The organism is Streptomyces sp. LARHCF249 (assembly GCF_052871255.1).
The window spans coordinates 506,479-529,617 of sequence record NZ_JBIXJQ010000005.1; the positions used below are offsets into that span (position 1 = coordinate 506,479).

At 72.5% G+C, this 23,139-nt stretch carries 18 protein-coding genes; 8 read left to right on the forward strand and 10 right to left on the reverse strand.

From position 1 onward, the window contains the following. Positions 1–113: 113 nt before the first annotated feature. The 5 genes from ACIPUC_RS17190 to ACIPUC_RS17210 are packed head-to-tail and all read right to left on the reverse strand — an operon-like array spanning position 114 to position 7,447. Positions 114–1,340 carry a type III PLP-dependent enzyme gene (locus ACIPUC_RS17190; protein ID WP_446590234.1) on the reverse strand — a complete coding sequence of 409 codons (1,227 nt, stop codon included), beginning with the start codon at positions 1,338–1,340 and terminating at the stop codon, positions 114–116. After that, positions 1,337–3,136: an IucA/IucC family protein gene (locus ACIPUC_RS17195; RefSeq protein ID WP_446590235.1), complete on the reverse strand. Its 1,800-nt coding sequence runs from the start codon at positions 3,134–3,136 to the stop codon at positions 1,337–1,339. Before ACIPUC_RS17195 ends, ACIPUC_RS17190 begins: the two co-directional genes overlap by 4 nt. After that, positions 3,136–4,428: an MFS transporter gene (locus tag ACIPUC_RS17200; protein ID WP_446590236.1), complete on the reverse strand. Its 1,293-nt coding sequence runs from the start codon at positions 4,426–4,428 to the stop codon at positions 3,136–3,138. Before ACIPUC_RS17200 ends, ACIPUC_RS17195 begins: the two co-directional genes overlap by 1 nt. Next, a complete protein-coding gene (locus ACIPUC_RS17205) occupies positions 4,425–6,257 on the reverse strand; it encodes an IucA/IucC family protein (RefSeq protein WP_446590237.1) in 1,833 nt (610 codons plus the stop codon). The genes ACIPUC_RS17200 and ACIPUC_RS17205 overlap by 4 nt, the downstream gene beginning before the upstream one ends. Beyond that, positions 6,254–7,447: an ATP-grasp domain-containing protein gene (locus tag ACIPUC_RS17210; RefSeq protein WP_446590238.1), complete on the reverse strand. Its 1,194-nt coding sequence runs from the start codon at positions 7,445–7,447 to the stop codon at positions 6,254–6,256. The genes ACIPUC_RS17205 and ACIPUC_RS17210 overlap by 4 nt, the downstream gene beginning before the upstream one ends. A gap of 245 nt (positions 7,448–7,692) precedes the next feature. On the opposite strand from ACIPUC_RS17210, the gene ACIPUC_RS17215 reads away from it, so the two are divergent. Next, positions 7,693–8,589, forward strand: a complete 897-nt coding sequence (locus ACIPUC_RS17215) for a (2Fe-2S)-binding protein (RefSeq protein ID WP_446590239.1) — start codon at positions 7,693–7,695, stop codon at positions 8,587–8,589. 110 nt (positions 8,590–8,699) lie between these two features. Here ACIPUC_RS17215 and ACIPUC_RS17220 read toward each other — a convergent pair whose 3' ends face one another. Continuing rightward, positions 8,700–9,719 (reverse strand): ABC transporter substrate-binding protein, encoded by a 1,020-nt coding sequence (locus ACIPUC_RS17220; RefSeq protein ID WP_446590240.1) that lies wholly within the window; start codon positions 9,717–9,719, stop codon positions 8,700–8,702. Between the two features lie 145 nt (positions 9,720–9,864). On the opposite strand from ACIPUC_RS17220, the gene ACIPUC_RS17225 reads away from it, so the two are divergent. From ACIPUC_RS17225 to ACIPUC_RS17235, 3 genes are read left to right on the forward strand one after another with little or no spacing between them, the layout of a single operon-like run. Next, positions 9,865–10,929: a FecCD family ABC transporter permease gene (locus ACIPUC_RS17225; RefSeq protein WP_446590242.1), complete on the forward strand. Its 1,065-nt coding sequence runs from the start codon at positions 9,865–9,867 to the stop codon at positions 10,927–10,929. After that, entirely contained in the window at positions 10,926–12,008 is a 1,083-nt protein-coding gene (locus ACIPUC_RS17230; protein ID WP_446590243.1) for a FecCD family ABC transporter permease, read from the forward strand. Before ACIPUC_RS17225 ends, ACIPUC_RS17230 begins: the two co-directional genes overlap by 4 nt. A gap of 1 nt (position 12,009) precedes the next feature. Further along, positions 12,010–12,849 carry an ABC transporter ATP-binding protein gene (locus ACIPUC_RS17235; RefSeq protein WP_446590244.1) on the forward strand — a complete coding sequence of 280 codons (840 nt, stop codon included), beginning with the start codon at positions 12,010–12,012 and terminating at the stop codon, positions 12,847–12,849. A 61-nt stretch (positions 12,850–12,910) separates the two neighbouring features. Here ACIPUC_RS17235 and ACIPUC_RS17240 read toward each other — a convergent pair whose 3' ends face one another. Further along, positions 12,911–14,977 (reverse strand): phosphocholine-specific phospholipase C, encoded by a 2,067-nt coding sequence (locus ACIPUC_RS17240; protein ID WP_446590246.1) that lies wholly within the window; start codon positions 14,975–14,977, stop codon positions 12,911–12,913. 262 nt (positions 14,978–15,239) lie between these two features. On the opposite strand from ACIPUC_RS17240, the gene ACIPUC_RS17245 reads away from it, so the two are divergent. Both ACIPUC_RS17245 and ACIPUC_RS17250 read left to right on the forward strand, forming a co-directional pair. Further along, positions 15,240–16,562: a cytochrome P450 gene (locus ACIPUC_RS17245; protein WP_446590248.1), complete on the forward strand. Its 1,323-nt coding sequence runs from the start codon at positions 15,240–15,242 to the stop codon at positions 16,560–16,562. 201 nt (positions 16,563–16,763) lie between these two features. Continuing rightward, positions 16,764–17,606 carry a hypothetical protein gene (locus ACIPUC_RS17250; protein ID WP_446590249.1) on the forward strand — a complete coding sequence of 281 codons (843 nt, stop codon included), beginning with the start codon at positions 16,764–16,766 and terminating at the stop codon, positions 17,604–17,606. A 111-nt stretch (positions 17,607–17,717) separates the two neighbouring features. Here the strand turns inward: ACIPUC_RS17250 and ACIPUC_RS17255 are convergent, their stop codons facing one another. Then, complete coding sequence (locus ACIPUC_RS17255; protein WP_446590250.1) at positions 17,718–18,281, reverse strand: hypothetical protein; 564 nt, start codon at positions 18,279–18,281, stop codon at positions 17,718–17,720. A 272-nt stretch (positions 18,282–18,553) separates the two neighbouring features. On the opposite strand from ACIPUC_RS17255, the gene ACIPUC_RS17260 reads away from it, so the two are divergent. Then, on the forward strand, positions 18,554–20,374 hold the full coding sequence (locus ACIPUC_RS17260) for an ABC transporter ATP-binding protein (RefSeq protein WP_446590252.1): 1,821 nt from the start codon (positions 18,554–18,556) through the stop codon (positions 20,372–20,374). A 16-nt stretch (positions 20,375–20,390) separates the two neighbouring features. Here ACIPUC_RS17260 and ACIPUC_RS17265 read toward each other — a convergent pair whose 3' ends face one another. Further along, positions 20,391–21,431 carry an NUDIX domain-containing protein gene (locus ACIPUC_RS17265; RefSeq protein ID WP_446590253.1) on the reverse strand — a complete coding sequence of 347 codons (1,041 nt, stop codon included), beginning with the start codon at positions 21,429–21,431 and terminating at the stop codon, positions 20,391–20,393. 23 nt (positions 21,432–21,454) lie between these two features. Continuing rightward, on the reverse strand, positions 21,455–22,078 hold the full coding sequence (locus ACIPUC_RS17270; protein WP_446590254.1) for a LysE/ArgO family amino acid transporter: 624 nt from the start codon (positions 22,076–22,078) through the stop codon (positions 21,455–21,457). A 69-nt stretch (positions 22,079–22,147) separates the two neighbouring features. Here ACIPUC_RS17270 and ACIPUC_RS17275 point away from each other — a divergent pair, with 69 nt between their 5' ends. Continuing rightward, entirely contained in the window at positions 22,148–23,077 is a 930-nt protein-coding gene (locus ACIPUC_RS17275; RefSeq protein ID WP_446590255.1) for a LysR family transcriptional regulator ArgP, read from the forward strand. Positions 23,078–23,139 lie beyond the last annotated feature (62 nt).

Consider the following 23,139-nt stretch of genomic DNA (forward strand, 5'->3'; position numbering starts at 1 on the left):
GCTGGCCGTATCCGTGCCCGGAGGGAACTGCTTTCCCTCCGGGCACGGGACCACCGTCGGCTTGCCCCGGGACGGCCGCTTCGCCGGGATCGCCGCCATCTCGAACCAAGCGGTCAGTCCGCTGTCGGCTCCGGTGCGAGGAAGTGGAAGCCGGGGTGCGGGTGCATCAGGAAGTCGTGGTGCGAGATGTTCCAGGCGTAGGCGCCCGCGAGGGCGAAGGCCACGCGGTCGCCGGCGCGCAGGCCGGGGGCGGGGACGTTGCGGGACAGCAGGTCCTTCGGAGTGCAGAGCTGGCCGGTGAGGGTGACCCGGTCCGCCGTGGCGGCCGGCCGGGGCCAGGGGTGGGGCCACTCGGGCACGGGCAGGACCGTGCAGGGCTGGTCGTGGCCCTTGGTCGCCGGGGTGCGCATGTGGTGGGTGCCGCCGCGGACCACGGCGAACTCCTCGCCGTGGCTGTGCTTCACGTCCAGCACCTCCGTGGCGTACCAGCCGCAGTAGGCGGTGAGCGAGCGGCCCGGCTCGATGCGCAGGGTGAGGTCGGGGTGGGAGGACATGAGGCGGGCGAGGCCGGCTCCGTACGCCGTCCAGTCGAAGCGCTGCTCCGGGGCGGCGTAGTCGACGCTCATGCCGCCGCCCACGTTCACCTCGGCCAGGCGGACGCGGTGGCGGGAGGCGAGGTCGGCGGCCCAGGCGACGACCGATTCGGCCACCGCGAGCTGCTCCGCGGCGTCGAGGCCGCTGGCCAGGTGGGCGTGCACGCCCAGCAGCTCGAGCTGCGGGCAGGTGCCGTCGGTGAGCAGGCGGACGGCCGTGTCGGCCTCGGCCGGGTCGAGGCCGAAGGGGGTGGGGCGGCCTCCCATGGCCAGCGAGCTGCCTTCGAGGGAGGCGGCGGCCAGGGGGAGGTTGAAGCGCAGCAGGACTCCGGGGACCGGCCCGTCGCCGGGGGCGGTGCGCGCGGCGAGGGCCGCCAGCACGCGGAGTTCGTGCAGGCTCTCGACGTGGAAGCGCTCCACGCCCAGTTCGAGGGCGGCCGCGAGCTCGGCAGGGGTCTTGCCGGGGCCGCTGAAGGCCAGCGGGCGGCCCGGCACCGCCTTGGCCACATGGGCGAGTTCGCCGCCGGAGGAGACCTCGTAGCCGTCGACGTACGGGCCGAGGGCGGCCAGGATCTCCGCCTCCGGGTTGGCCTTGGCCGCGTAGTACAGCTCGACCCGCTCCGGGAGCACGGCCCGGACGGCTGCGGCGTGCTCGCTCAGGGCGGTCAGATCGTAGAGGTAGGCGGGGAGGTCGGTGCTGTCGAGAGTGAGGAGGCGCTCGCGCACCGCAGGGGTGGGGGTGGTCATCGGGCGCTCCGGAGGTCGTGGTCGAGGTCGTCGTCGGCGTCGTGCTGCAGCGCCTGGGACAGCACGTCCTCGGCGAGCGGAGAGGCGAGCCGGACGTAGCCGGCATCGCGGTCGGCCTTGCGCTCCCAGCGGGTGAGCAGGTTGGCCTTGGCGGGCAGCGGCACCCCGGCGAGCAGGGCGGCCAGCCGCGGCGGGCAGCCGTTCAGGTCGGCGTACCTCTGGAGGGTGGCGCGGACCTCGGCCCACAGCGCGGCCTCGGACTGCGGGTGCAGGTCGGCGAGGGCGGCGAGCACCTCGGCGACGTGGTTGACCAGCAGGCAGTACACGACCCGGTCCCAGCCGCGCTGGGCGTCGTACGTCATCGGGTCCGCGACCTCGGCCGGCAGGGACGCGAGGAGCTCCGCGTGCTGCTCGGGGACCAGCTTGGTGCCCTCCAGATCGCGGAACAGGACCTGGGCCGGCATGCCCTCCCCGTCGACGCAGACGACGACGTTCTGCAGGTGCGGTTCGAGGACGAGTCCGTGGTCGAAGTACGCGGCCATGACCGGCGGGACGAGCAGCTCGAGGTACGCCGTCCACCAGTCGAGCGCGGACTGCGCGGAGGAGTCCGCGAGCAGGCGGGAGATGTGCCCGGGCCCGGTCGGGTACTCGTCGGCGACGGCCGCGGCGAGCAGCGGGGTGGTTCCGGGCATGAGCCGGGCGAGCAGCCCCTCGCGGACGATCACGCCGAACCCCTCGAGGAGGGAGCGGTCCGGGGCGCCGTCGGGGCCGGGCAGGGCGAGGCTGCGGTAGGCGGGCTCGCGGAGCATGGCGGTGCAGGGGAAGCGCGTCTCCAGGTCCGCGAGGACCGGGGCCAGCAGGCGGGTCAGGGCGACCGCGCCGGAGAGTTCGTAACTCGCGTTCTTCCGGAGGCAGTTGGTGATACGGATGTTGAGGCTGAACTTCAGGAAGGTGGCCCCGTCGTACAGGGTGCGCACCGAGGCGGTGGCGGCGAAGGGCTTGCCCGCGAGACCCAGGTCCAGAATGTCGCCCCGGTCGAACGCCGCCCGGAACTCCGGGTGTTCGCGCAGCATCTCGTACTGCCACGGGTGTGCGGGCAGCAGCCGGTAGCCCTCGGGCACATCGGCGCGGAGCTGGTCCAGGGCCTGCGCCGCACCCTCGGCGGCGGTCTCCTGGGCGATCAGGTGCTCGCGGACGGCGAGGTGGCGCAGCTGGAAGGAGGCGCCGGTCTCGGGGGCGTACGCGAGCCAGGAAGCGGTGTCGCCGGTGCGGGCCTTGGGGGTGGGGTGGAAGCGGTGGCCGAAGAGGAGGGACTGCTCCGACTCCAGGTAGGCGGCGAGCCCGTCGCCGTCCCCGACCACGGTGCCCGTGGCGGGCCGCTCGGCGCGTACGGCGAGCGCGGCCGACACGGCCTGGTGGCTGGAGGCGATCTGCTCGAGGAACTCCTCGTTGCGTACGTCGGTCCGCAGGGCCAGCTCGTCCTGGACGTACTCGGCGAGGCGGCGCCAGCCGACCTCGGCCCAGCCGCCCTCCCGCTGCTCCCGCACCGGTCCGGTGAAACGGTGCGCGCCCAGCAGCGACGTACGGCGCAGGGCGGCGCGCAGGAGTACTCCGCGGCGGGGCAGCCACAGCGCCAGGTGGCCGTCCGCGACCGCGGTCTGGTGTTCCGGTCCGGACAACTCGCGCAGCAGGCAGTTCAGCAGGGTGTGCGCGACTGCCTCGTCGGCCGTGGGCAGCCCGGCCGGAGCGGCGGAGGTGGCGACGGAGGCGGTACCGAATGCATCGGTCAGGGACATCAACGGCTCCAGCGGGTGCGGAGAGAGCGGGGGGAGCGGAGGTTCAGGGTCGGCGCGGCGGTGGCGCAGACCGTGAGCAGCGCCACGGCGGTACCGGTCAGCACGGGCGCGGTCGGTCCGTACAGGCTGTTGCCCGCGGCGGCTGCGAGGCCGGCGACGACCGCGCCGGCCTTGGAGAAGAATTCGATCGAGCCGAACAGCCCGCCGGGCGCACGGCCCTTGGCGCACTCGGAGGCCATCACGGAAAGGCAGACCAGGCCGAGGGTGAGGCCCGCGCCCAGCAGCAGGCGGACGGCGACGAGCGTGGCGAGCGAGTGGGCCAGCCCGTGCCCGGCCAGCCCGAGGGCTATGCAGGCGAAGCCGAGCACCACACCGAGGCGGGGGCGCCGGTGGAAGGACGAGTGCACCCACATCGCGGCGGCGAGGTAGCACAGGTGGGGCAGGGCGAAGAGGACGCCGGAGACCACCGGGGAGGTACCGGGGATCCGGTCCTCGATGAGGGAGATCAGGTAAGGGAAGGAGATGACCGTGGAGAAGACGAAGGCGAACTCCAGGGCGTACAGGCCGTGCAGGGAGGTGGTGCGCTCCGTGCGGGCGTCTTCCTCCTGCTTCCCGGCCGCCGCGGCGCCGGCCGCCGGATCGCCGGCGGCCTGCTCGCGGGGCTCCGCCGGCACGCCGCGGGATTCCGGCAGCGCGGCGATCAGCACGGCGGCCGTCAGCGGAAGGACGGCGAGCAGGGCGTACTGGCGGTGCGGGGACAGCCAGGGCGAGAGGCTGCCCACCACGATCGGGGCGAAGACCAGCGCGGCCCGGGCGGCGCCCTGCATCAGGGTGAGCGCTCTGGACAGGTCCGGGCCCTGCAGCGCGGCGCCCAGGTAGCCGTTGGAGGCGGCGAAGGTGCCGCCGAGGATGCCCTGGAGGACCAGGGCCACGGTGAAGGCGGCGATCGAGTCGGCCCAGCCGGCCAGCACGAAGGAGAGCGCCAGCCCCAACTGGGCGCGCAGCAGCAGCCGCTTGCGGCCGAACCGGTCCGCGAGCCGGCCCCACAGGGGGGCGCCGACGGCCGCGAAGACGGTGGGGACGATGTAGAGCACCCCGGCCCAGCTCGCGTCGGGGTCACCGAGCTCCGGGAGGATCTCGGTGAGGAAGGGGGGCAGGCCGAGCGCGGCGAAGGAGGCCACGAAGTAGCATCCGGCGACCGCGTGGACCTGCCTGCGGCCGAGGGTCGGGCGGGGCTCGGGGACGGTGTCGGCCGCCGCCTCGCGCCGGTCCGGGGGAGCGCTGGCGCTCACTGGGAAACCTCCGGCCGCAGCAGGTAGTTGGGGCCTGTGGTGTAGTGCTTGTTGATGTCGGCGGCGCCCGAGCGTTCCTTGCTGAGCAGGGTTCCGGCGCTGACCATCGCCTTGACGGGCAGCTGCGCGGCGTCCAGGACGTGGGCGCGCAGCGTGGCGCCGGGCCCACCCGGTCCGGTGCCGAGCCGTTCGACGGCCTCGGTGAGCCGGTCGCGTACGAGGTCCAGCAGGGCGCCCGTCTCGGCGCGCCCGTGCCGGGCCAGCCCGAAGGCGTACGAACCGGCGCACAGGTGCAGGGTGATCGTCGTGAACAGGTCGGTGAGCGGGCGGTCGTCGTCGCAGAAGGCGCGGGCGTCGTCGAAGCCGAGCGGGGCCTCGGCGCCGAGCGTCGCGCGGACGCGGGCCGGGTGGACGCGGGGGCCGTCGTCGTCCTTGAACAGGAGCCGGACCCGGGTGTCACCGGCCGGACCGCGGTCGAGGACGAGGGAGACGTTCTGCTGGTGCGACTCCAGGGCGATGCCGTAGCCGAACAGGGTCGTCTGCCAGTCGAGGAGCAGCCGCAGGTAGGCGTCGAGCAGGGCGATCGGGTCGCCGCCGTAGAACCGGTCGGCGAGGTGGTCGATCAGCAGCCGGCCGCCGGGGGCTTCGGCGAGCAGCGCCGCGAGCGGGGTGACGACGGAGTTCTCGAGACCTGCCGGGTAGCGGCGGCAGAGCGCGGCGAGGAGCTCGTGTCCGGCGTGGGCGTAGACGGTCTCGTCGGCGTGCAGGATCACGCCCTGGAACCGCGGTTCGCGCGCGACGACGGCTTCTATCAGGCGCTGGCCCGCGACCCCGTCGGCGAGGAAGCCGGGCCGGATGATCCGGCGGTTGCGCAGTCCCAGGGTGGCGGTGGCCATCGGGACCTTGATGTGCAGGGTGGGGTCGTCGGTGACGGCGACCGTGCGCATGGACAGCGTGGGGACGACGTCGAGGTACGGGCGCTCGGCGAGGACGGCCCGGTCGGCCAGGCCGGCGGCGCTCAGCGCCTCGCGCAGCGGGGCGCCCACGGTGAGCGGGTGGACGGGCAGGGCGAGGTGGCTGTGGTCGAGCTCGGGCAGGCCGAGCGCGCCCGGCGTGGGCCAGGCGGAGGGCAGCGCGGCCGGGCCGCCGGCCACCGTGAGGTCCCGCTGCGGCACGGCGATCCAGCGCAGCGCGAAGCGCGGGTGGAACTCCGGTGCGTAGGCGCGCAGTTGGCTCTCGTCGAGGCCGGAGCGGCCGCGCGCGGTGGGGTACACCGGGTGGTCGAGGCGCGCGGCGAGGGTGTCGTACGCGAGCCCGCCCGTGAGGCCGGTCCAGTCGGCGGGGTCGGCGCCGCGTCCGGAGGCGAGGGTGGTGGCGGCCAGGACGGCGGCGACCTCCTCCGCGGTCTCGGCGTGCAGCCGCATGGTGGCGAGGGTCTGGCGGCACTCTTCGGCGAAGGCGTCGAAACCGCCGCGGTCGACGGGATCGGCGAGCTCGCCCAGGGCGTCGAGGACCTCGTCGTGGGTGGTCAGTTCGCGGCCGTCCGACTCCCGGGTGAGCAGCGGCAGCCGGGCGGCGTACACGCTCTGGTAGCCGTCTTCGACGACCGGCAGGAGCAGGGCGTCGCCGTCGTCCGCGGGCAGTCGCAGCCAGCGGCCGTCCGCGCGGTCGACGGCGGTGGTGCGGGTGCGCAGGCCGACGACGTCCTCGCGCAGGAGCGCACCGAGGACGCGGAGCAGCAGCTCCGCCTCGGTGGCGTCGGCGTCCGTGGCGTCGGCGTGCGTGGGGGTGGCTTGCGTGACGGTGGCGGCCTGGGCGGTGGTGGTCACGGGGTGAACTCCCAGCGCAGGCCCGCGAGGTAATCGGCGGCGACCCGTTCGACGGTCTTCTGGTCCTGGCCGAAGGCGCGCAGCACTCCGACGTAGTCGCGGTTGGTCTGGTACAGCTCGTGCCGCTCTCCCACCGCACGCAGCGGCCGGTACGTCAGTTCGACGCCGTCCACGGTGAGGTCGGCGGCCTCGGGCGCGGCCGTGAGCGTGCCGGCGCTCTGGGCGCAGGGGTAGTCGACGACGGCGGCGCCGTCCGTGCGCGCGCCCAGGTCGGCGGGCAGCGGCTCACCCAGGTGGGTGCGCAGGACGTGCTCGAAGAGCGGGATGTCCAGCAGCCGGGTCAGGAGCAGGTCCATCTGGTCGCCGATGGCCCGGTAGTTGACCTCGATGATGCGGGCGCGGCCGTCGTGCACGACGAACTCGGTGTGGCAGATGCCGAACCCGACGCCGAGGGCGTCGAGCTGGGCAAGGACCTGCTCGACCACCGGTTCGGGGTGGTTGGGGACGTAGACCAGCTGCTCCTCGATGAAGTACGGCGGCGCGGACAGCCGGGTGTGGAAGCCGCTCAGGACGTGGCGGACGTGTCCGTCGCCGAGCGTCTCCAGGGTGTACAGCTCGCCGGTCAGGTACTCCTCGACCACCAGGGACGCCTGCGGCCGGCGGGCCTGGATCTCCTTGCAGCGCAGGACGAGTTCCTCGGGCCCCTCGACCAGCACCACGTCCTCACTGGCCACGCCTTCCCGGGGCTTGACCACGCACGGGTACGGCACGTCCAGGGCGGTGAGGCCGGTCGGGTCCTGACCGGCGGACAACTCCGTCGACCACACCGCGTCGAGTCCGCTCGCGGTGAGGTGGCGGCGCATCTCGGCCTTGTCCTTGACACGCAGCGTCGTGCGCCAGTCCTTGGCGGGGAGGCCGAAGTAGTCGGCCGCCTGGGCCGCCTGGGTCTGGAGGTGATCGCTGTTGGTGAACACCGCGTCGGGCGCGTGGTGGGTCGATATCCGGGTGATGACCGCGCGGAAGTCGCGTACGTCGCACTCCAGGACCTCGACGTCCGGCGCCACCGACCGGCGGTGCGCGTCGGGCTGGTCGGTGAGGACGGTCACGTCGAGGCCGAGCCGGGACGCGGCGGGGAGGAACCCCTCGGTGACCGAATCCGTGGGGTTGAGTGCGAGCAGGTACAACCGCATTGGGCTGGGCCCCTTCCGAAATCGTGAGCAGTGGGGGTGGCGGTGACTGTTTTCCGGCACGCCTCAGAGCCGACGGATTCCCATCCACCGGCGAAGGTCAGCTTAGGTTAGCCAACCCTTAGTCTCAACTCAGGCTCGAGTGGCGTGGCGTGGCCTGATGTCGTGATCCTAAACCATTGGGTTAAGGTAAGCCTTACCTACTCTCCCGTAACCGGAGTTTCCGTGCCGCACCTGATCGAGAGCCGATGACCACGGCCCCGCGCATCGCGTCGCCCGAACGTCCAGACCTGGATGGCGCCGCCATGCTCGCGCGCACCTACGGCCGCCTCGCGGCTGTCTGCGAGGCGTTGGACGTCCGGGTGGCCACCGCTGCCACCCGGCCCGGACGGTGGGTCAGCGGCGCGGAACTCGCCGAACTCTCGGAATCGACGGAACCGACGGAACCGGCCACGGGCCAGGCGGCCTTGGATGCCTTCGTCGCCGCCGAGGCCGCCCGCATCCGGGCGGGGCACGGGCATGACCCGCGCCCCGACGTGGCCGCGTCGCGTGCGCTGCACGACTACCTCTGGTCCGTCAGCCTGCTGATGAGCGGCGCGTGGTACCTGGAACGGCGCGTACCGCGCATTCGCCCCCGCGAAGTGCGCGTGGACCTCTCGACGGGCGCTTTCGAGATCGTTCCTGCGGCCGGATTCGCTTGCCTGCCCGGCGATGCGGCGGCCCGCCTGCCGGGCGCCCGCGTGGTGGCCGACGAGGAGGCGCTGCGCGCCGAACTGCGTGCGGCCGTCGCCGATCACGTACGGCCGCTGCTGGCCGCGATCGGGCCGCGGGTCCGGCGCCGGGACCGGGCCCTGTGGGGCATGGTCGCCGACGACCTCGTCTCCGGGATCTGGTACCTCGGCCGCGTCCTCGGCGAGGAGGAGCAGGCCGTACGCGCGGCGACCGATGTGCTCCCGGCCGCGATGGCGCCCTTCCCCGGCGGCGCCGACTTCAGGCGGCTCGCGGGCCGCGCCGGGCACTCGCATCCGACCCGCACCCGCCTCGGCTGCTGCATGTACTACACCCTGGACGCGGCCCGGGCCTGTACGACGTGCCCCCGGACCTGCGACGCGGAGCGGCTGCGCCGCATCGAGGACGAGGGCTGAGCCGGCGGGCGAGCCCCGCACGTCCCCCGTACACGCCAAAGGGTCGGCCCCGGCCGCGTACTTCATCAGTACGCGGCCGGGGCCGACCCGTCGGGGAAGAGCGGCGCCGCCTACTTGGCGGGGTCCACCTGGAACGCCTTCGCCAGGTCGTCGAGGACCATGTCCGCGCCCTGGAGGGAGACCGAGGTCATCCACATGGAGTCCTCGACCTCGTGAACCTGGTTCTTCTGGACCGCGTTCAGGCGCTGCCACAGCGGGTTGGCGAGGAACTTCTTCTTGCGCTCGTCACCGCCGGAGAAGGTGGTCATGAAGATGTGGTCCGCATCGGCCTGCTGGATCTGCTCCTCGCTGATCTCGATGTTGAACTTCACCTCGTCGCGCTGGTTCTCCGGCCGCGTCAGGCCCATGTCGGTCAGGATGATGCCGCTGAAGGTCTTGGGCAGCATGATGCGCGTCGGGCCGTCGAGGAAGCGGACGATCGAGAAGGTGGGCTTGCCGCCGTCCTTGCCGCCGCCCTTGGCGTTGATCGCGTCACCGATCTTCTTGGCACGGGTCTGGTACGCCGTCAGCTTGGCCGCGGCCTTCTCCTCCTGACCCAGCGCCTGGCCGAGGAAGGTGATGTTCTCCTTCCAGATCGGGCCGGTGGTCTTGACGAACACGGTCGGCGCGATCTGGCTCAGCCGGTCGTAGAAGTCGGCGTGACGGACCGTCGCCGAGACGATGAGGTCGGGCTTGAGGGCCGCGATCGCCTCGAGGTTGGGGTTGTCGAGCGGGCCGACGTCCTTGGTTTCCTTCACCGCGTCACCGAGGTAGGCCGGGAAGCCCTTCTGGTCGCGGTACGATCCGATGCCGCCGACCAGCGGGGTGTCGAGCGCGACGACCGCCTCGACCAGGCTGTTGTCCAGCGCCACTACGCGCTTGGGCTTGGCCTTGATCTCGGTCTGGCCCTTGTCGTGGGTGACCGTGCGGGGGAAGCCGGCCGACTCGGCGGCGGCCGACTTCGACGACTCGGCGGCCGGCTTCTTGTCGTCGCTGCTGCCACCGCAGGCGGCCAGCGAGAGGGCCAGGGCTGCCGTGAGAACGGCAGCGGCGATCCGGCCCGGCCGGCGACGCTGAGTGAAGGTGTTCATCGGTTCTCGGTTCTCCAGAGGGAACATGTGTTGTTAGGTAAGGCTTGCCTGAGTAAATGCGTGGTGAAGACTAGCGGCTCTTCGTGGCCAAATCCAGACGGGGGGTGCGCGATAGATTCGGTTAGGCATCCCTTACCTTGTGTGGGTGTCTCTTAAGCCCGTCACCGCCGACGCCGCCGCGGTCTCCGCCCCAGCTGTCCCGCCGCCCCGGCGCGTTCTCTCCCGGACGTTCGTACTCACGGCGCTGCTCGCCCTCATGGCCGCCATGGCCTGCGCGTCCCTCGCGATCGGCACCAAGGCCGTGCCGCTGTCGGACGTCGTGGCCGCGATCTCGGGCAGTGACGCCGGCGACGCCGTGGTGGTACGCGAACTGCGCATGCCCCGTACGTTTCTGGGACTTCTGGTCGGCCTCGCGCTGGGCGCCGCGGGCGCCGTGGCCCAGGACATCACCCGCAATCCGCTCGGCGACCCCGGCCTGATCGGCATCAGTGCGGGCGGCTCGTTCGCGGTCGCGGCGAGCATCGGCATGCTGGGGCTGACGAGTTCGTACCAGTACATCTGGTTCGCCTTCCTGGGCGGGGCGCTGGCCGGGCTCATCGCCTACGCCGTCGGCGGCACCGGCTACGGCGGCGCCACCCCCGCCAAACTCGCCCTGGCCGGCGCGGCCGTGACCGTACTGCTCGACGCGGGCACCAACACCCTGATCCTGCTCGACGTGAGCACCCTGGACCAGTACCGCTTCTGGGCGGTCGGCTCGCTGGCCGGACGCGACGCGCAGCTCGGCATGGAACTGCTCCCGTTCGTCATCGTCGGACTCGCCCTCGCCCTCGGGCTGAGCGGCCGGCTCAACAGCCTCGCCCTCGGGGACGACGTGGCCAGTTCGCTGGGCACCCCGGTCAAGTCGACCCGCGCCCTGGGCGCGCTGGGGGTCGTCCTGCTGACCGGCGCGGCCGTCGCCGCGGCCGGCCCCGTGACGTTCGTCGGCCTGGTCGTCCCGCACGTCGTACGGGCCTTCACCGGGCCCGACGCCCGCTGGCTGGTGCCCTGTTCGGCGCTGGGCGGTGCCTCGCTGATGCTCGCCGCCGACGTGGTGGGCCGCATGGTGGCCCGGCCCGGCGAACTGGAGGCGGGCGTGGTGACCGCGCTGCTCGGCGCGCCGTTCCTCGCGCTGCTGGTCAAGCGCGGCAAGCTCAAGGAGCACACCCGATGAGCACCATGAGCCGTCACAAGACCGTGCGCCGGCTGAAGATCGAAGCCGGACCCGTCGGTGTGGCCGTCCGGCCCCGGGTCGCTCTCGTGGTGCTCGCCCTCGTGCTGACCGGGTTCGCGGGCCTGATCGCCTCCGTCTCGCTGGGCACGTTCGCGATCCCGGTCGGCGACGTACTGGGCGCCGTACTCGGCACGGGCTCCGGCGCCGCCGACCTCATCGTCCACCAGCTCCGGCTGCCGCGCGCCCTGACCGCCCTGCTGGTGGGGGCCGCGTTCGGACTGGCCGGCGCCGTGTTCCAGGCCGTCACCCGCAACCCGCTCGCCAGCCCGGACCTGATCGGCATCGCGGCGGGCGCCGGGGCCGGCGCGGTGGGCGCCATCCTCATCGGCGGAGTCACCGCGGCGGGCGCCGGAACCTTCGCCGCGGTTCCGTTCGGGGCCCTCGTCGGCGCCCTGCTGACCTCGGTCGCCATCTACCTGCTGGCGTACCGGGACGGCACCATCACCGGCTACCGCTTCGTCCTCGTCGGCCTCGCAGCGAACGGCGCCCTGATCGCGCTGACCCGCTGGATGCTGGCCCGCGCCGACATCGACCAGGCCTCCCGCGCCATGGTGTGGCTGACCGGCAGCCTCAACGGGCGCGGCTACGAACACGTCCAGTGGGCCGGGCTGGCACTGGCGGTGCTGCTCCCGCTGACCCTGGCGCTGGCCCGCCCGTACCAACTGCTCCAGTACGACGACGACACGGCGCGGAGCCTGGGCATCCCGCTGCGGCACGCGCGGATCGCGCTGCTGGTCCTCGCCACGTGCCTCACCGCGCTGGCGACGTCGGCGGCCGGGCCGATCGCCTTCGTCGCCCTGGGCGCCCCGCAGATCGCGCGGCGGATCTCCGGCACCGCCGGGATCCCGCTGGTCACCAGCGCGCTGACCGGAGCGGTCCTGCTCATCGTCGCCGACCTGGCCGCGCGGCTCGTCATCGCCCCGACCGAACTGCCCGTCGGCGTGCTCACCGGCGCCGTGGGCGCCCCGTACCTACTGCTACTCCTCGCCCGTACCAACCGGGCCGGAAAGGGAGGCTGACATGACCGCCGCGCTGACCGAGACCCAGCCCACCGGCACCTCTCCCACCGCGCTGCACGCCTCCGGGCTGCGCCTGGGGTACGGCGACCGCATCGTCTCCGAAGACCTCGACCTCGACATCCCGGCCGGGCAGGTGACCGCCCTGGTCGGACCGAACGCCTGTGGAAAGTCCACCGCCCTGCGGGCCCTGGCCCGGCTGCTCAAGCCGGCCGGCGGCGCCGTCCACCTGGACGGCGAGGACATCGCGGGCCTGTCCGCACGGGAGTTCGCGCTGCGGCTCGCCCTGCTGCCGCAGACCCCGAGCGCGCCGGACGGCATATCCGTACGCGACCTGGTGGCGCGCGGCCGTACCCCGCACCAGCGGTGGTGGCGGCAGTGGTCCTCCTCCGACGAGGCGGCGGTGGACGCCGCCCTGGCGGCGACGGGCTCCGCGGAGCTGGCGACCCGTTCCATCGACGAACTCTCGGGCGGCCAGCGCCAGCGCGTGTGGATCGCGATGGCGCTGGCCCAGCACACGCCGGTCCTGCTGCTGGACGAACCGACGACGTACCTCGACCTCGCCCACCAGGTCGACGTACTGGAACTCGTCGCCGACCTCAACCGCACCGAGGGCCGCACGGTGGTCATGGTCCTGCACGAGCTCAACCTGGCCTGCCGCTACGCCGGACACCTCGTCGCCATGCGCGACGGCCGGCTGATCGCCGCCGGTCCGCCCTCCGAGATCGTCACGCCCGACCTGGTCCGCGAGGTCTTCGGCCTCGAGGCCGCGGTCATCGAATGCCCGGTCGCCGGTACCCCCCTCGTCATCCCGATGGGCGGACGCCGCACCGAGATCGCCTGACCGCCCTCCGGGGCGGACCGGGCCGTGGCCCGGCCGCCCCCGGAGGAACCGGAGGAAGGCGTCAGGAGGACTGGTCCGTCAGGATCGCCGGGTCGGACAGGCCGGCCGCGCCCGTTTCGACCTTGCCCGCGAAGCGGCGCAGGAAGTCCGGTGCGCCGGACGCGGTGACCGTCACGTCGTACCAGCGTCGCGTGTTCTTCAGCGGGACGCTGTACGTGACGGTGGCGCCACGGGCGACGGTCAGCTGCTTCGGGCCGCCGCCGTAGGCGTTGGTCACGGTGAGCGCGGCGGTTGACCCGCCTGCGTTGGTGCAGGTGAGGTCCAGGTTGCCGGTGGCGGCGTTGTGGCGGGCGGTGACCTCGGGGCCGGGGGTGGTGCCGGGGTTGCGGAAGCCGCGCAGGAAGCCGTTGGGGCCGTGCACGGTCAGGTCGGTCACCCCGGCCGAGTAGCGGGTGTTCCAGGCGTCCGAGATCGACGTGCCGGCCCCGGTGGTGTAGGTCCACGGCGCGTCGGTGCGGTTGCCGGAGGTGACGTAGAACTGTGCGCCCAGGTGCGGGCCGCCGCCGAACGTCAGCCGGAACGCGCCCTCGGCGGTCAGCGCCGCACCGTCCACGTACGGGGCGTACTTCAGCGCACGGGTCGGACGCAGTCCCTTCTCCTGACGGGGCATGGAACCGACGGCCGGGGCGGGAGCCCTGAAGTCGGGGTGGCGCTCGCGGTCCTGCGGCTCCCAGGCGCCGGTGTCGGGCAGCTGGACCGCGCTGGTGTCCTTGCGGCCGAAGTCGAAGGCGGAGGTGAGGTCGCCGCAGACGGCGCGGCGCCAGGGCGAGATGTTGGGCTCGCGCACACCGAACCGCTGCTCCATGAAGCGGATGATGGAGGTGTGGTCGAAGGTCTCGGAGCAGGCGTAGCCGCCGGTGCTCCACGGGGAGACCACGAGCATCGGCACGCGCGGGCCCAGGCCGTACGGTCCGGCGACGTAGCCCGCCTTGCCGGGGAAGACGTCCAGGGCGGTGGGCGTGGTCGACAGGCCCTGGCCGGCGTCGGCGGGTGCGTACGGCGGGACGACGTGGTCGAAGAAGCCGTCGTTCTCGTCGTAGGTGATGAACAGGGCGGTACGGGCCCACACGTCGGGGTTGGAGGTGAGCGCGTCCAGCACCTGCGCGATGTACCAGGCGCCGTAGTTGGAGGGCCAGTTGGAGTGCTCGCTGAACGCCTCGGGTGCGGCGATCCAGGAGACCTCGGGCAGGGTGCCGGCGGCCACGTCCGCGCGCAGCCGGTCGAAGTAGCCCTCGCCCGCCTTGGCGTTCGTGCCGGTGCGGGCCTTCTCGTAGAGCGGGCTGCCCGGCTCGGCGTTGCGGTAGTTGTTGAAGTACAGGAGCGAGTTGTCGCCGTAGTTGCCGCGGTAGGCGTCGTTGATCCAGCCCCAGGAGCCGGCGGCGTCGAGGCCGTCGCCGATGTCCTGGTAGACGTTCCAGGAGATCCCGGCCGCCTCGAGCCGCTCGGGATAGGTGGTCCAGCCGTAGCCGGCCTCGGCGTTGTTGAGGACCGGGCCGCCGCCCGAGCCGTCGTTGCCGGTGTGGCCCGACCAGAGGTAGTAGCGGTTCGGGTCGGTGGAGCCGATGAACGAGCAGTGGTACGCGTCGCAGATGGTGAACGCGTCGGCGAGGGCGTAGTGGAAGGGGATGTCGTCCCGCGTCAGGTAGGCCATGGTCGTGGGCGTCTTGGCGGGCACCCAGTTGTCGTACTTGCCCTTGTTGAAGGCGCTCTGGCCGCCCGCCCAGTCGTGGTTGAGGCCCTGGAGGAACTCCATGCCGAGGTCGTCGGACGGCGGCCGGAAGGGCAGCGTCTCCTTCGTGCCGTCGGACTGGTGCCAGACGGACTTGCCGCTGGGCAGGGTCACCGGGCGCGGGTCGCCGAAGCCGCGGACACCGCGCAGCGCACCGTAGTAGTGGTCGAAGGACCGGTTCTCCTGCATGAGCACGACGATGTGCTCGACGTCGGCGATGGTGCCGGTGGTCCCCTGCGCGGGGATGGCGGCGGCGCGCGCGATGCTCTCGCCCAGCATCGTCAGGGCGGTGGCGCCACCGGCGAGCTGCAGGAAGCGGCGGCGGTTGAGTTCTGCCATGGCGGTATCGACCTCTGCGGGTTGAGGGGTGCTTGAGCGTCCCCAGCACAACGCGCCCGGGGGACCGAACAGGGAGCCTGACGTGACGGTTCCGGGTACACCAGCCGAACGGCAGTCGGATGTCGGAGGAGTTCGGCCAAAGACGGAGCGGGGCGGGCCGTGGGGGCGCTGCAGGCTGTTGCCCACCGCGCCCGCTCCCCTACAGTGCGTGATGCCCGCACCGGTCCGTGACGACGGACAGTCGCCGAACAGGAGCAGAACCGTGGTCATCCACGCCCGCCCCGGCCCCCTCCCGAGCCCGTCCCCGGCGGGCCGCCCGGTCCCCGAGCTGGACCCCGCCCTCATCGGGCAGTGGCAGGCCGGGGGAGGGGACCTCATCGACCTGTTCGCCCAGGCCCGCGAACGGCTCGGCGGCGTCGCCGGGCTCCGGCTCGGTCCGCGCCCGACCGTCCTGGTCACCGATCCCCGGGCCGTGCAGCACGTGCTCGCGCTCCACCCGGGCCGGTACGTGAAGCGCTCGCACCGTGCCCGACTGCTGATCGGCGACGGCATGCTGGCCGCGACGGGCGAGGCCTGGCAGCGGCAGCGGCGGCTGCTGCAGTCCCAGTTCACCGGACGGGGCATGCGCCGCTACGAGCAGCGGATCACCCGGGCCGCCCGGACAGCCGCCGCGCGCTGGGCTTCGTACGCCCGGACCGGACAGGTCTTCGACGTCGGGGACGAGATGCGCCGCTTCGCCCTGGACACCATCTGGCGGTCCCTGACCGGCCATCCCCTCGACCCCGGTACGGAGCGCGAGCTGGCAGCCGTGCCCGCCGTGGTGGCCGCGCTGCCCAGCCTGCCCGCCGAGGGCGCCGCCGCCCAGGGGGCCGTCGCCGCCGACCTGGCCAGGATCGACGCCGTGGCGGGCCTCGCGATCGCCGCCGCCCGCGACGGCGAGGCGGGACCGGACGGGCCCGGCCTGCTGCACGTCCTGATCGAGGCGGCCGGTACGCGCCCCGAGTACACCGACCGGCTGATCCGCGACGAGCTGGTCACCCTGCTGGTCGCCGGTCACGAGACCACCGCCTCGACCCTGACCTGGCTCCACCTCCTGCTGGACCGGAACCCGCAGGCAAGGGAGCGGGCCCTGGCCGCGGGCGCCGAGGGCTCACCTGAGCGGAGCCAGGCCGTCCAGGCCCTCGTCCACGAAACCCTGCGCCTCTATCCGTCCGCCTGGATACTGCCGCGCTGCGCCGCGGAGGGCGACATCCTCGCCGGATATGCGATCGAGGCCGGCACAGACGTGCTGGTCTGCCCCTACCTCACGCACCGGGACCCGGAGCTCTGGGAAGACCCCGAGCGGTTCGACCCGGGGCGCTTCACCACCCCGGGCCGACGCCCCACCCACCCGGGGAGCTACTTCCCGTTCGGTGTCGGGCCCCGGGCCTGCCTGGGTCTGCAGTTCGCGCTCCGGGAGTCGACGGTCCTCCTCGAGCACCTGCTGCCTGCCCGCGTCCCGCACTTCCGGTCCGTTCCGGACAAGGCGGCCTACGGCATCACCGTCCGCCCGGACGGCCCGACCCCCGCGACGCTGGGACACTAGGGCCTGCCTGCGGTTATCGCGCAGGGTAAGGGCGTGGTCGCGTTGCGCGGAATCCTTTTACCAGCATCGATTTCCGGCGTCAAGATACGTATTCCAGGGGCATGACTCAGCTTCTCCATCCGGGTTTATTTGAAGCAAGCACCGACGGTGAATCCCACCGAAGGACGAGCCAAACGATTCACATCCCGAATGGAGAAAATGATGAAGATTTCCCGCAAGCTCGTAGTGGCCGCAGCCTCCATCGCCATGGCCGGCGGTGTCGCCCTGCCGGCCACCGCCATGGCGGCCCCGGTGCCCCAGTCGGCCCAGGCCATGCTGAGTGCGCCGCATCTGCTGACGGACAATACCCCGAACACGCCGAATACCCCGAACACTCCGGGCGGTGGGAACAACACCCCCAACACCCCGAACACCCCGAACACTCCGGGCGGTGGCGGTAACAACACCCCCAACACCCCGAACACCCCGAACACTCCGGGCGGTGGCGGTAACAACACTCCGAATACCCCCAACACCCCGAACACTCCGGGCCGTGGTGGGAACAACACCCCCAATACTCCGAACACCCCGAACACTCCGGGCCGTGGCGGTAACAACACCCCGAACACCCCCAACACCCCGAACACCCCCGGCCGTGGCGGTAACAACACCCCCAATACTCCGAACACCCCGAACACTCCGGGCCGTGGCGGAATCAACACCCCGAACACGCCCAACACCCCGAACACCCCCGGCGGTGGGGGTAACAACACCCCCAACACCCCCAACACGCCCAACACCCCTGGTGGTGCCGGAGCCAACACCCCGAACACCCCCAACACCCCGAACACCCCCGGCGGTGGGGGTAACAACACCCCCAACACCCCCAACACGCCCAACACCCCCGGTGGTGCCGGAGCCAACACCCCGAACACCCCCAACACCCCGAACACCCCCGGCGGTGGGGGTAACAACACCCCCAACACCCCCAACACCCCGAACACCCCCGGTGGTGCCGGAGCCAACACCCCGAACACCCCCAACACCCCCAACACCCCGGGGTGACGCACCCAACACGTGACGGCGCCGCGCAGTGGAGACACTGCGCGGCGCCGCCGCGTGTGGTGAAGAGTCGAATCGGACAGGCCTCGGTCTCGGGCCGGTCCTATGGCGCTTTCAAACGCCGGGGGTGTTCGGGGTGTTCGGCGTATTGGGCGTGTTGGGCGTGTTCGGCGTGCCGGGGCTGTTCGGGGTGTTGGGGGTGTTCGGGGTGTTCGGGGTGTTGGGCGTGCCGAGGCTGTTGGGGGTGTTGGGGGTGTTCGGCGTATTCGGGGTGTTGGGCGTGCCGGCGCCGTTGGGCGTGTTCGGCGTGTTCGGCGTGTTCGGGGTGTTGGGCGTATTCGGCGTGCCGGAAGCGTCGAGGGCGTACGCCGCGTAGGGCGCGTACGGCGCGTACATGGCGTACGGCGCGTAGGGCCCGTACGGGTTCTGCAGTGACGTCGTCGTGGCAGCGGCGGCAGCGGCGGCGGCCTGCGGAAGCTGAGGCAGTTGCGGGAGCCGGGGCAGTTGCGGCAGCGGCGGCAGTTGCGGCAGTCGAGGCAGCCCGCTCCGCACGGCGATGTCCTGGGACGACCGGCCGCCGGGGCCGCCTGCTTCATCGGCGTGAGCGCTCCCCGCGCCCAGGGCGGCCAGACTCCCCGCCGCCACAGCGGCGATCAAGACCTTGTGGAGCTTGTGCATCAATACCCTCCGTGCCTCTGCTTTTCGAACGTGCCCGATCACTTGCTGCAAGCACTCGATCACTAAAAGTACCCGCTGGGTGGGATCCGTCCTTGCCGCCGAGGACGCGTCGCCCCTGCATCACCCATTCGTTCTCCTCTCACGGGCAGTTGGCAGGGTGATCATGTGATCAATCGGCGGGCCGTTCGCGGCGAAAAAACACGTGGACTGCGCGGGCGCCGTCGCGGGACACTGCGGACCTTGTCCTTCTGGTCCGACAAGGCAGGGTTGGGATGGGATCGCCCGAATCGCACGAAGGTTCGCCGGGCAGGGGCTCCGTGCTCCTCGCGCTTCGTTACTACGCAAGGGAGTTGGCCCGACTTCGGTGGCTGACGGCTCCCGCGATGCTGTGCCCGGCGCTGGGCAACATCGGCATCAACTACATCGCGCCGCTGGTCGTCGCGAAGCTCGTCGGCCGCATCGCGGGGGACGCCGATACCGACATCGGCTCCATGCTTCCCTACGTCCTGGCCTTCGCCGGTGCCCTGCTGGCCGGTGAGGTGTTGTGGCGCATCGGATTCCACTGCCTCAACCGCGTGGATGCCCGCGGCATCGAGCACCTGTACGTGATCGGCATGGAGGAGCTGTACGCCAAGGACGCCGCGTTCTTCCACGACAACTTCGCCGGATCGCTGACCAAGCGCGTCCTCAGCTTCGCCTCCCGCTTCGAGGAGTTCGTCGACACGCTGACCTTCTCCGTCATGGGCAGCTTCGTGCCCCTCGTGTTCGCCTCGGTGGTCCTGTGGCAGTACGACCCGCTCCTCGTGGCCGGGCTCCTGACCCTGATCGCGTTCACGGGGCTGTGCGTCGCACCCCTGATCCGTCGCCGCCAGGTGCTCGTCGCCCAGCGCGAACGGGCGATCGCCCGGGTGTCGGGCCACGTCGCCGACAGCCTGATGAACATGGACACGGTCCGCGCGTTCGCCGCCGAGGAACGCGAGGCCGCCGAGCACCGCTCCCGGGTCGCGGAGTCGCGGCGGCTCACCCTGCGGTCGTGGGACTACGGCAACCTGCGCATCGACACGGTGGTCGCGCCGATGTCCGTACTGACCAACGTGCTGGGCCTGCTGCTCGCCGTCGCGCTCGGCGCGGGAGAACACGGCGTGGAGGCGGTGATCGTCGCCTTCACCTACTACGCCAGTGCCACGCGGATCATGTTCGAGTTCAACCAGATCTACCGCCGCCTGGAGAGTTCGATGACGGAGGCCGCTCAGTTCACCGAACTGCTGATGCGACCGCCGACCGTGCTCGACCCGGCATCCCCGGAACCGCTGCCGTCCCCGGCGGCGGCCGCCGATGTGCGGTTCGAGCAGGTGACCTTCGCCCACGGGGGCGGGAAGCCGCTCTTCGAGGGCCTCGACCTGGCCGTGGCCGGCGGGACGAAGATCGGTCTCGTCGGCCGGTCCGGCGGGGGCAAGACCACGCTCACCCGGCTGCTGCTGCGGATGACGGACATCGACGCCGGCCGGATCCTGATCGGCGGGCAGGACATCAGCAAGCTGTCCCAGGCCGACCTGCGCAGCCTGATCGCCTACGTGCCGCAGGACCCCGCGATGTTCCACCGCACGCTGCGGGACAACATCGCGTTCGCCCGGCCGGGCGCCACCGACGCCGAGATCCGCCGCGCGGCCGAGGCGGCGCACGTCACGGAGTTCGCCGACGCGCTGCCGGACGGGTTCGACACCATGGTGGGTGAGCGCGGGGTCAAGCTGTCCGGCGGACAGCGCCAGCGGGTCGCCCTCGCCAGGGCGATCCTGCGCGACGCGCCGATCCTGCTGCTCGACGAGGCGACCAGCGCCCTGGACTCCGAGAGCGAGGTCCTCGTACAGGACGCGCTGTGGCGGCTCATGGACGGGCGGACGGCGCTCGTGGTGGCGCATCGGCTGAGCACGGTGGCCGGCATGGACCGGCTCGTCGTCCTCGACCGCGGACGGATCGTCGAGCAGGGCTCGCACCAGGAACTGCTCGACGCGGACGGCGCCTACGCGAAGCTGTGGCAGCACCAGTCGGGCGGCTTCCTCGACGACGCGCCCGCGCCGGCCGACCGGCATTGAACCCACCGTGCGGCGCTCACCCCGACGGGCGGCCAGCGTGGAGTTCCAGGGGGCCCGTCCCCGTGGCGCGCGCGGTGAGGGCGGCCTTGATACGGCGCCGGAGGGAGGGTTTGACCAGGTCGCGGAGGTCCGCTGGGGAGACCGTGCGCCAGGCGAGGAGCTCCGCGGGATCCAGCCGGACGCGGCCGAGGGCGCGCGCGTCGAGGACGCCGCCGTCATAGAGGAAGCGGACACGCGCCAGGCGGCCCGGTTTGTGGGACCAGTCGACGGCCAGCAGGCGTCCGGGGGCGAGGTCGAGGCCGATCTCCTCCCGGACCTCCCGCCGGGCGGCGGCGCGCGGAGTCTCGCCCAGGTCGCTGTCGATGCCGCAGCCGGGCAGCTGCCAGCGACGGGTGTTCCCGTAGGCGGGCCGCACCAGCAGGATCCCGCCGCCGGAATCGGTGAACAGCACGCTCGCCGCGGTCGTGGCCTTGGGGCGGCTGGCGCGGTGACCGGCGGCGTCGAGGGCGCCCGCGTGCTCCAGGGCGCCCCGGTCGGCCGGGTCGAGGCCCGCCGGGGAGCCGGGCTGGGGCACGCCGTCGACCAGGTGGGCCAGGGAGCCGGTGTGCAGGGCGGCCAGTGCGGCGCGCAGCCGGGGCGCGATCCGGGCGGGCAGGGCCGCGCAGGCCTCCTCCGGCCGGAGCCAGTGCGCCTCGACGATCTCGCCGTCCGGGAAGGAGATCGCGGCGGCCTCCTCGGGTCGCAGCGGGCCGACGAGGTGGACGTGCACGACGAGGGAGCGGCCGAGTCCGCCGGGCGGGCAGGAGTCCACCGCGAGCAGCCGGCCGACCGGCAGGCCGAGGTCCAGCTCCTCCTTCAGTTCGCGCGCCAGCCCTTCCTCAGGGGTCTCGGCGGCCTCGACCGTGCCGCCCGGCAGTTCCAGATCCGCCTTGTACGAGGTCGTCAGTACGAGCACCCGCCCGCGCGTGTCCATGACGATCCCGGTGGCTGCCACGAGCGGGGCGGGCTGGGCGGCGTAGTACGCCCGCACCGCGTCGGGGGAGGGGCGGTCGGGCACGGCGGGCTCCAGTGGTCGGTCGGTCAGGCGCGGGCCAGCAGCAGGCCGCCCATGGTCACCATGGTCGCCGCGACCAGGCCGTCCAGCACCCGCCACGCGGCGGGACGGGCCAGCAGTCCGCCGAGCAGCCGGGCGCCGTAGCCCAAGGTCCCGAACCAGGTCAGGCTCGCCAGCCCGGCTCCGATGCCGAAGGCCCAGCGCAGGTCGCCCCGGTCGGCCGCGAGGGAGCCGAGGAGCAGCACGGTGTCCAGGTAGACGTGGGGGTTGAGCCAGGTCATCGCCAGGCAGGTCAGTACGGCCCGGCGGCCCGACCCGGTGGCGGCACCCTCCGCGCTCAGGGCGGCGCCCGGTACGGGCCGCAGCACCCGGCGGGCGGCGAGGATCCCGTAGCAGATCAGGAACCCGCCCCCGGCCAGTCCGACCGCGGTCAGGGCGGCGGGCCAGGCGGTGACGAAGGCTCCGACACCGGCGACGCCGAGGGCGATCAGGAGCGCGTCGGACACGGCGCAGATGGCGACCACGGCGAGGACCGCCTGGCGGCGCGCGCCCTGGCGCAGGACGAAGGCGTTCTGCGCGCCGATGGCGACGATGAGGGAGAGTCCGGTGCCGAAGCCGGCGAGGGCCGCCGTGATGATGCCGTGTGTCATGTCTTCGACCGTAGGCAGCGCTGCCGGTTCAGTACAGCTAAAGGTTTTTACGTACCATTAGCGCTCGTGATGGACGAGCTTCCCCTGGACCAGGTACGGACGCTGCTGGCGGTGGTGGACGAGGGCACCTTCGACGCGGCGGCGGCCGCGCTGCACGTGACCCCGTCCGCGGTCAGCCAGCGGGTCAAGGCGCTGGAGCAGCGGACCGGGCGGGTGCTGCTGATGCGGACGAAGCCGGTGCGGGCGACGGACTCGGGGGAGGTGGTGGTCCGGTTCGCCCGGCAGCTTGCGCGGCTGGAGCGGGACGCGCGGGCCGAGCTGGGGATGGCCGAGGGGATGGGCCCGGTGCGGCTGCCGATCGCGGTGAACGCCGACTCGCTCGCGACCTGGTTCATGCCGGTGCTGAGCCGGGTGCCGCAGGATCCGCCGGTCTGCGTCGAGTTGCACCGCGAGGACGAGTCGCACACGACCGCTCTGCTGCGGGAGGGCCAGGTGATGGCGGCGGTGACCTCCTCGCCGGACCCGGTGGCCGGGTGCAGCGTACGGATGCTGGGACTGGCGCGGTACCTTCCGGTGGCGAGCCCGGAGTTCGCGGCCCGGCACCTCACGGGGGCGCTGGAGCAGGACCTGCGGCGGGCGCCGACGATCGTCTTCGACCGCAAGGACGAACTCCAGGACGTCTTCGTACGGTTGCTGACGGGGGCACGGGCCGGGTCGCGGGCGGTGGACGCCGGACCGGTTCGGCACCACGTACCGACCTCGGAGGGGTTCCGCGACGCGGTGGTCGCGGGCCTGGGGTGGGGGCTGGTGCCGGAGCAGCAGGCGGGGCCGCTGGTGCGCACGGGCGAGCTGGTGCTGCTCGCGCCCCGCCGGCCGATGGACGTGCCCCTGTACTGGCAGCAGTGGAAGCTGGACTCGCCCGCGCTGTCGCTGGTGGCGACGCTGGTCGCGGAAGCGGCCGGGGAGGCGCTCCGCAGGCCTCCGGCGGGCACGTCCTAAGCTGCGGGGCAGGCGGTCCTGCCCGATCGGCCGGGCGGCTCGGCTGCCGGGCCGCAGCATCG

What these genes read in the sequence shown, in the direction of transcription:
- ACIPUC_RS17260 (WP_446590252.1), top strand. Translation starts at nt 18,554, where the DNA reads ATGGGATCGCCCGAATCGCACGAAGGTTCGCCGGGCAGGGGCTCCGTG.
- ACIPUC_RS17250 (WP_446590249.1), top strand. Translation starts at nt 16,764, where the DNA reads ATGAAGATTTCCCGCAAGCTCGTAGTGGCCGCAGCCTCCATCGCCATG.
- ACIPUC_RS17195 (WP_446590235.1), bottom strand. Translation starts at nt 3,136, where the DNA reads ATGTCCCTGACCGATGCATTCGGTACCGCCTCCGTCGCCACCTCCGCC.
- ACIPUC_RS17230 (WP_446590243.1), top strand. Translation starts at nt 10,926, where the DNA reads ATGAGCACCATGAGCCGTCACAAGACCGTGCGCCGGCTGAAGATCGAA.
- ACIPUC_RS17215 (WP_446590239.1), top strand. Translation starts at nt 7,693, where the DNA reads ATGACCACGGCCCCGCGCATCGCGTCGCCCGAACGTCCAGACCTGGAT.
- ACIPUC_RS17190 (WP_446590234.1), bottom strand. Translation starts at nt 1,340, where the DNA reads ATGACCACCCCCACCCCTGCGGTGCGCGAGCGCCTCCTCACTCTCGAC.
- ACIPUC_RS17255 (WP_446590250.1), bottom strand. Translation starts at nt 18,281, where the DNA reads ATGCACAAGCTCCACAAGGTCTTGATCGCCGCTGTGGCGGCGGGGAGT.
- ACIPUC_RS17235 (WP_446590244.1), top strand. Translation starts at nt 12,010, where the DNA reads ATGACCGCCGCGCTGACCGAGACCCAGCCCACCGGCACCTCTCCCACC.
- ACIPUC_RS17210 (WP_446590238.1), bottom strand. Translation starts at nt 7,447, where the DNA reads ATGCGGTTGTACCTGCTCGCACTCAACCCCACGGATTCGGTCACCGAG.
- ACIPUC_RS17275 (WP_446590255.1), top strand. Translation starts at nt 22,148, where the DNA reads ATGGACGAGCTTCCCCTGGACCAGGTACGGACGCTGCTGGCGGTGGTG.
- ACIPUC_RS17220 (WP_446590240.1), bottom strand. Translation starts at nt 9,719, where the DNA reads ATGAACACCTTCACTCAGCGTCGCCGGCCGGGCCGGATCGCCGCTGCC.
- ACIPUC_RS17240 (WP_446590246.1), bottom strand. Translation starts at nt 14,977, where the DNA reads ATGGCAGAACTCAACCGCCGCCGCTTCCTGCAGCTCGCCGGTGGCGCC.
- ACIPUC_RS17270 (WP_446590254.1), bottom strand. Translation starts at nt 22,078, where the DNA reads ATGACACACGGCATCATCACGGCGGCCCTCGCCGGCTTCGGCACCGGA.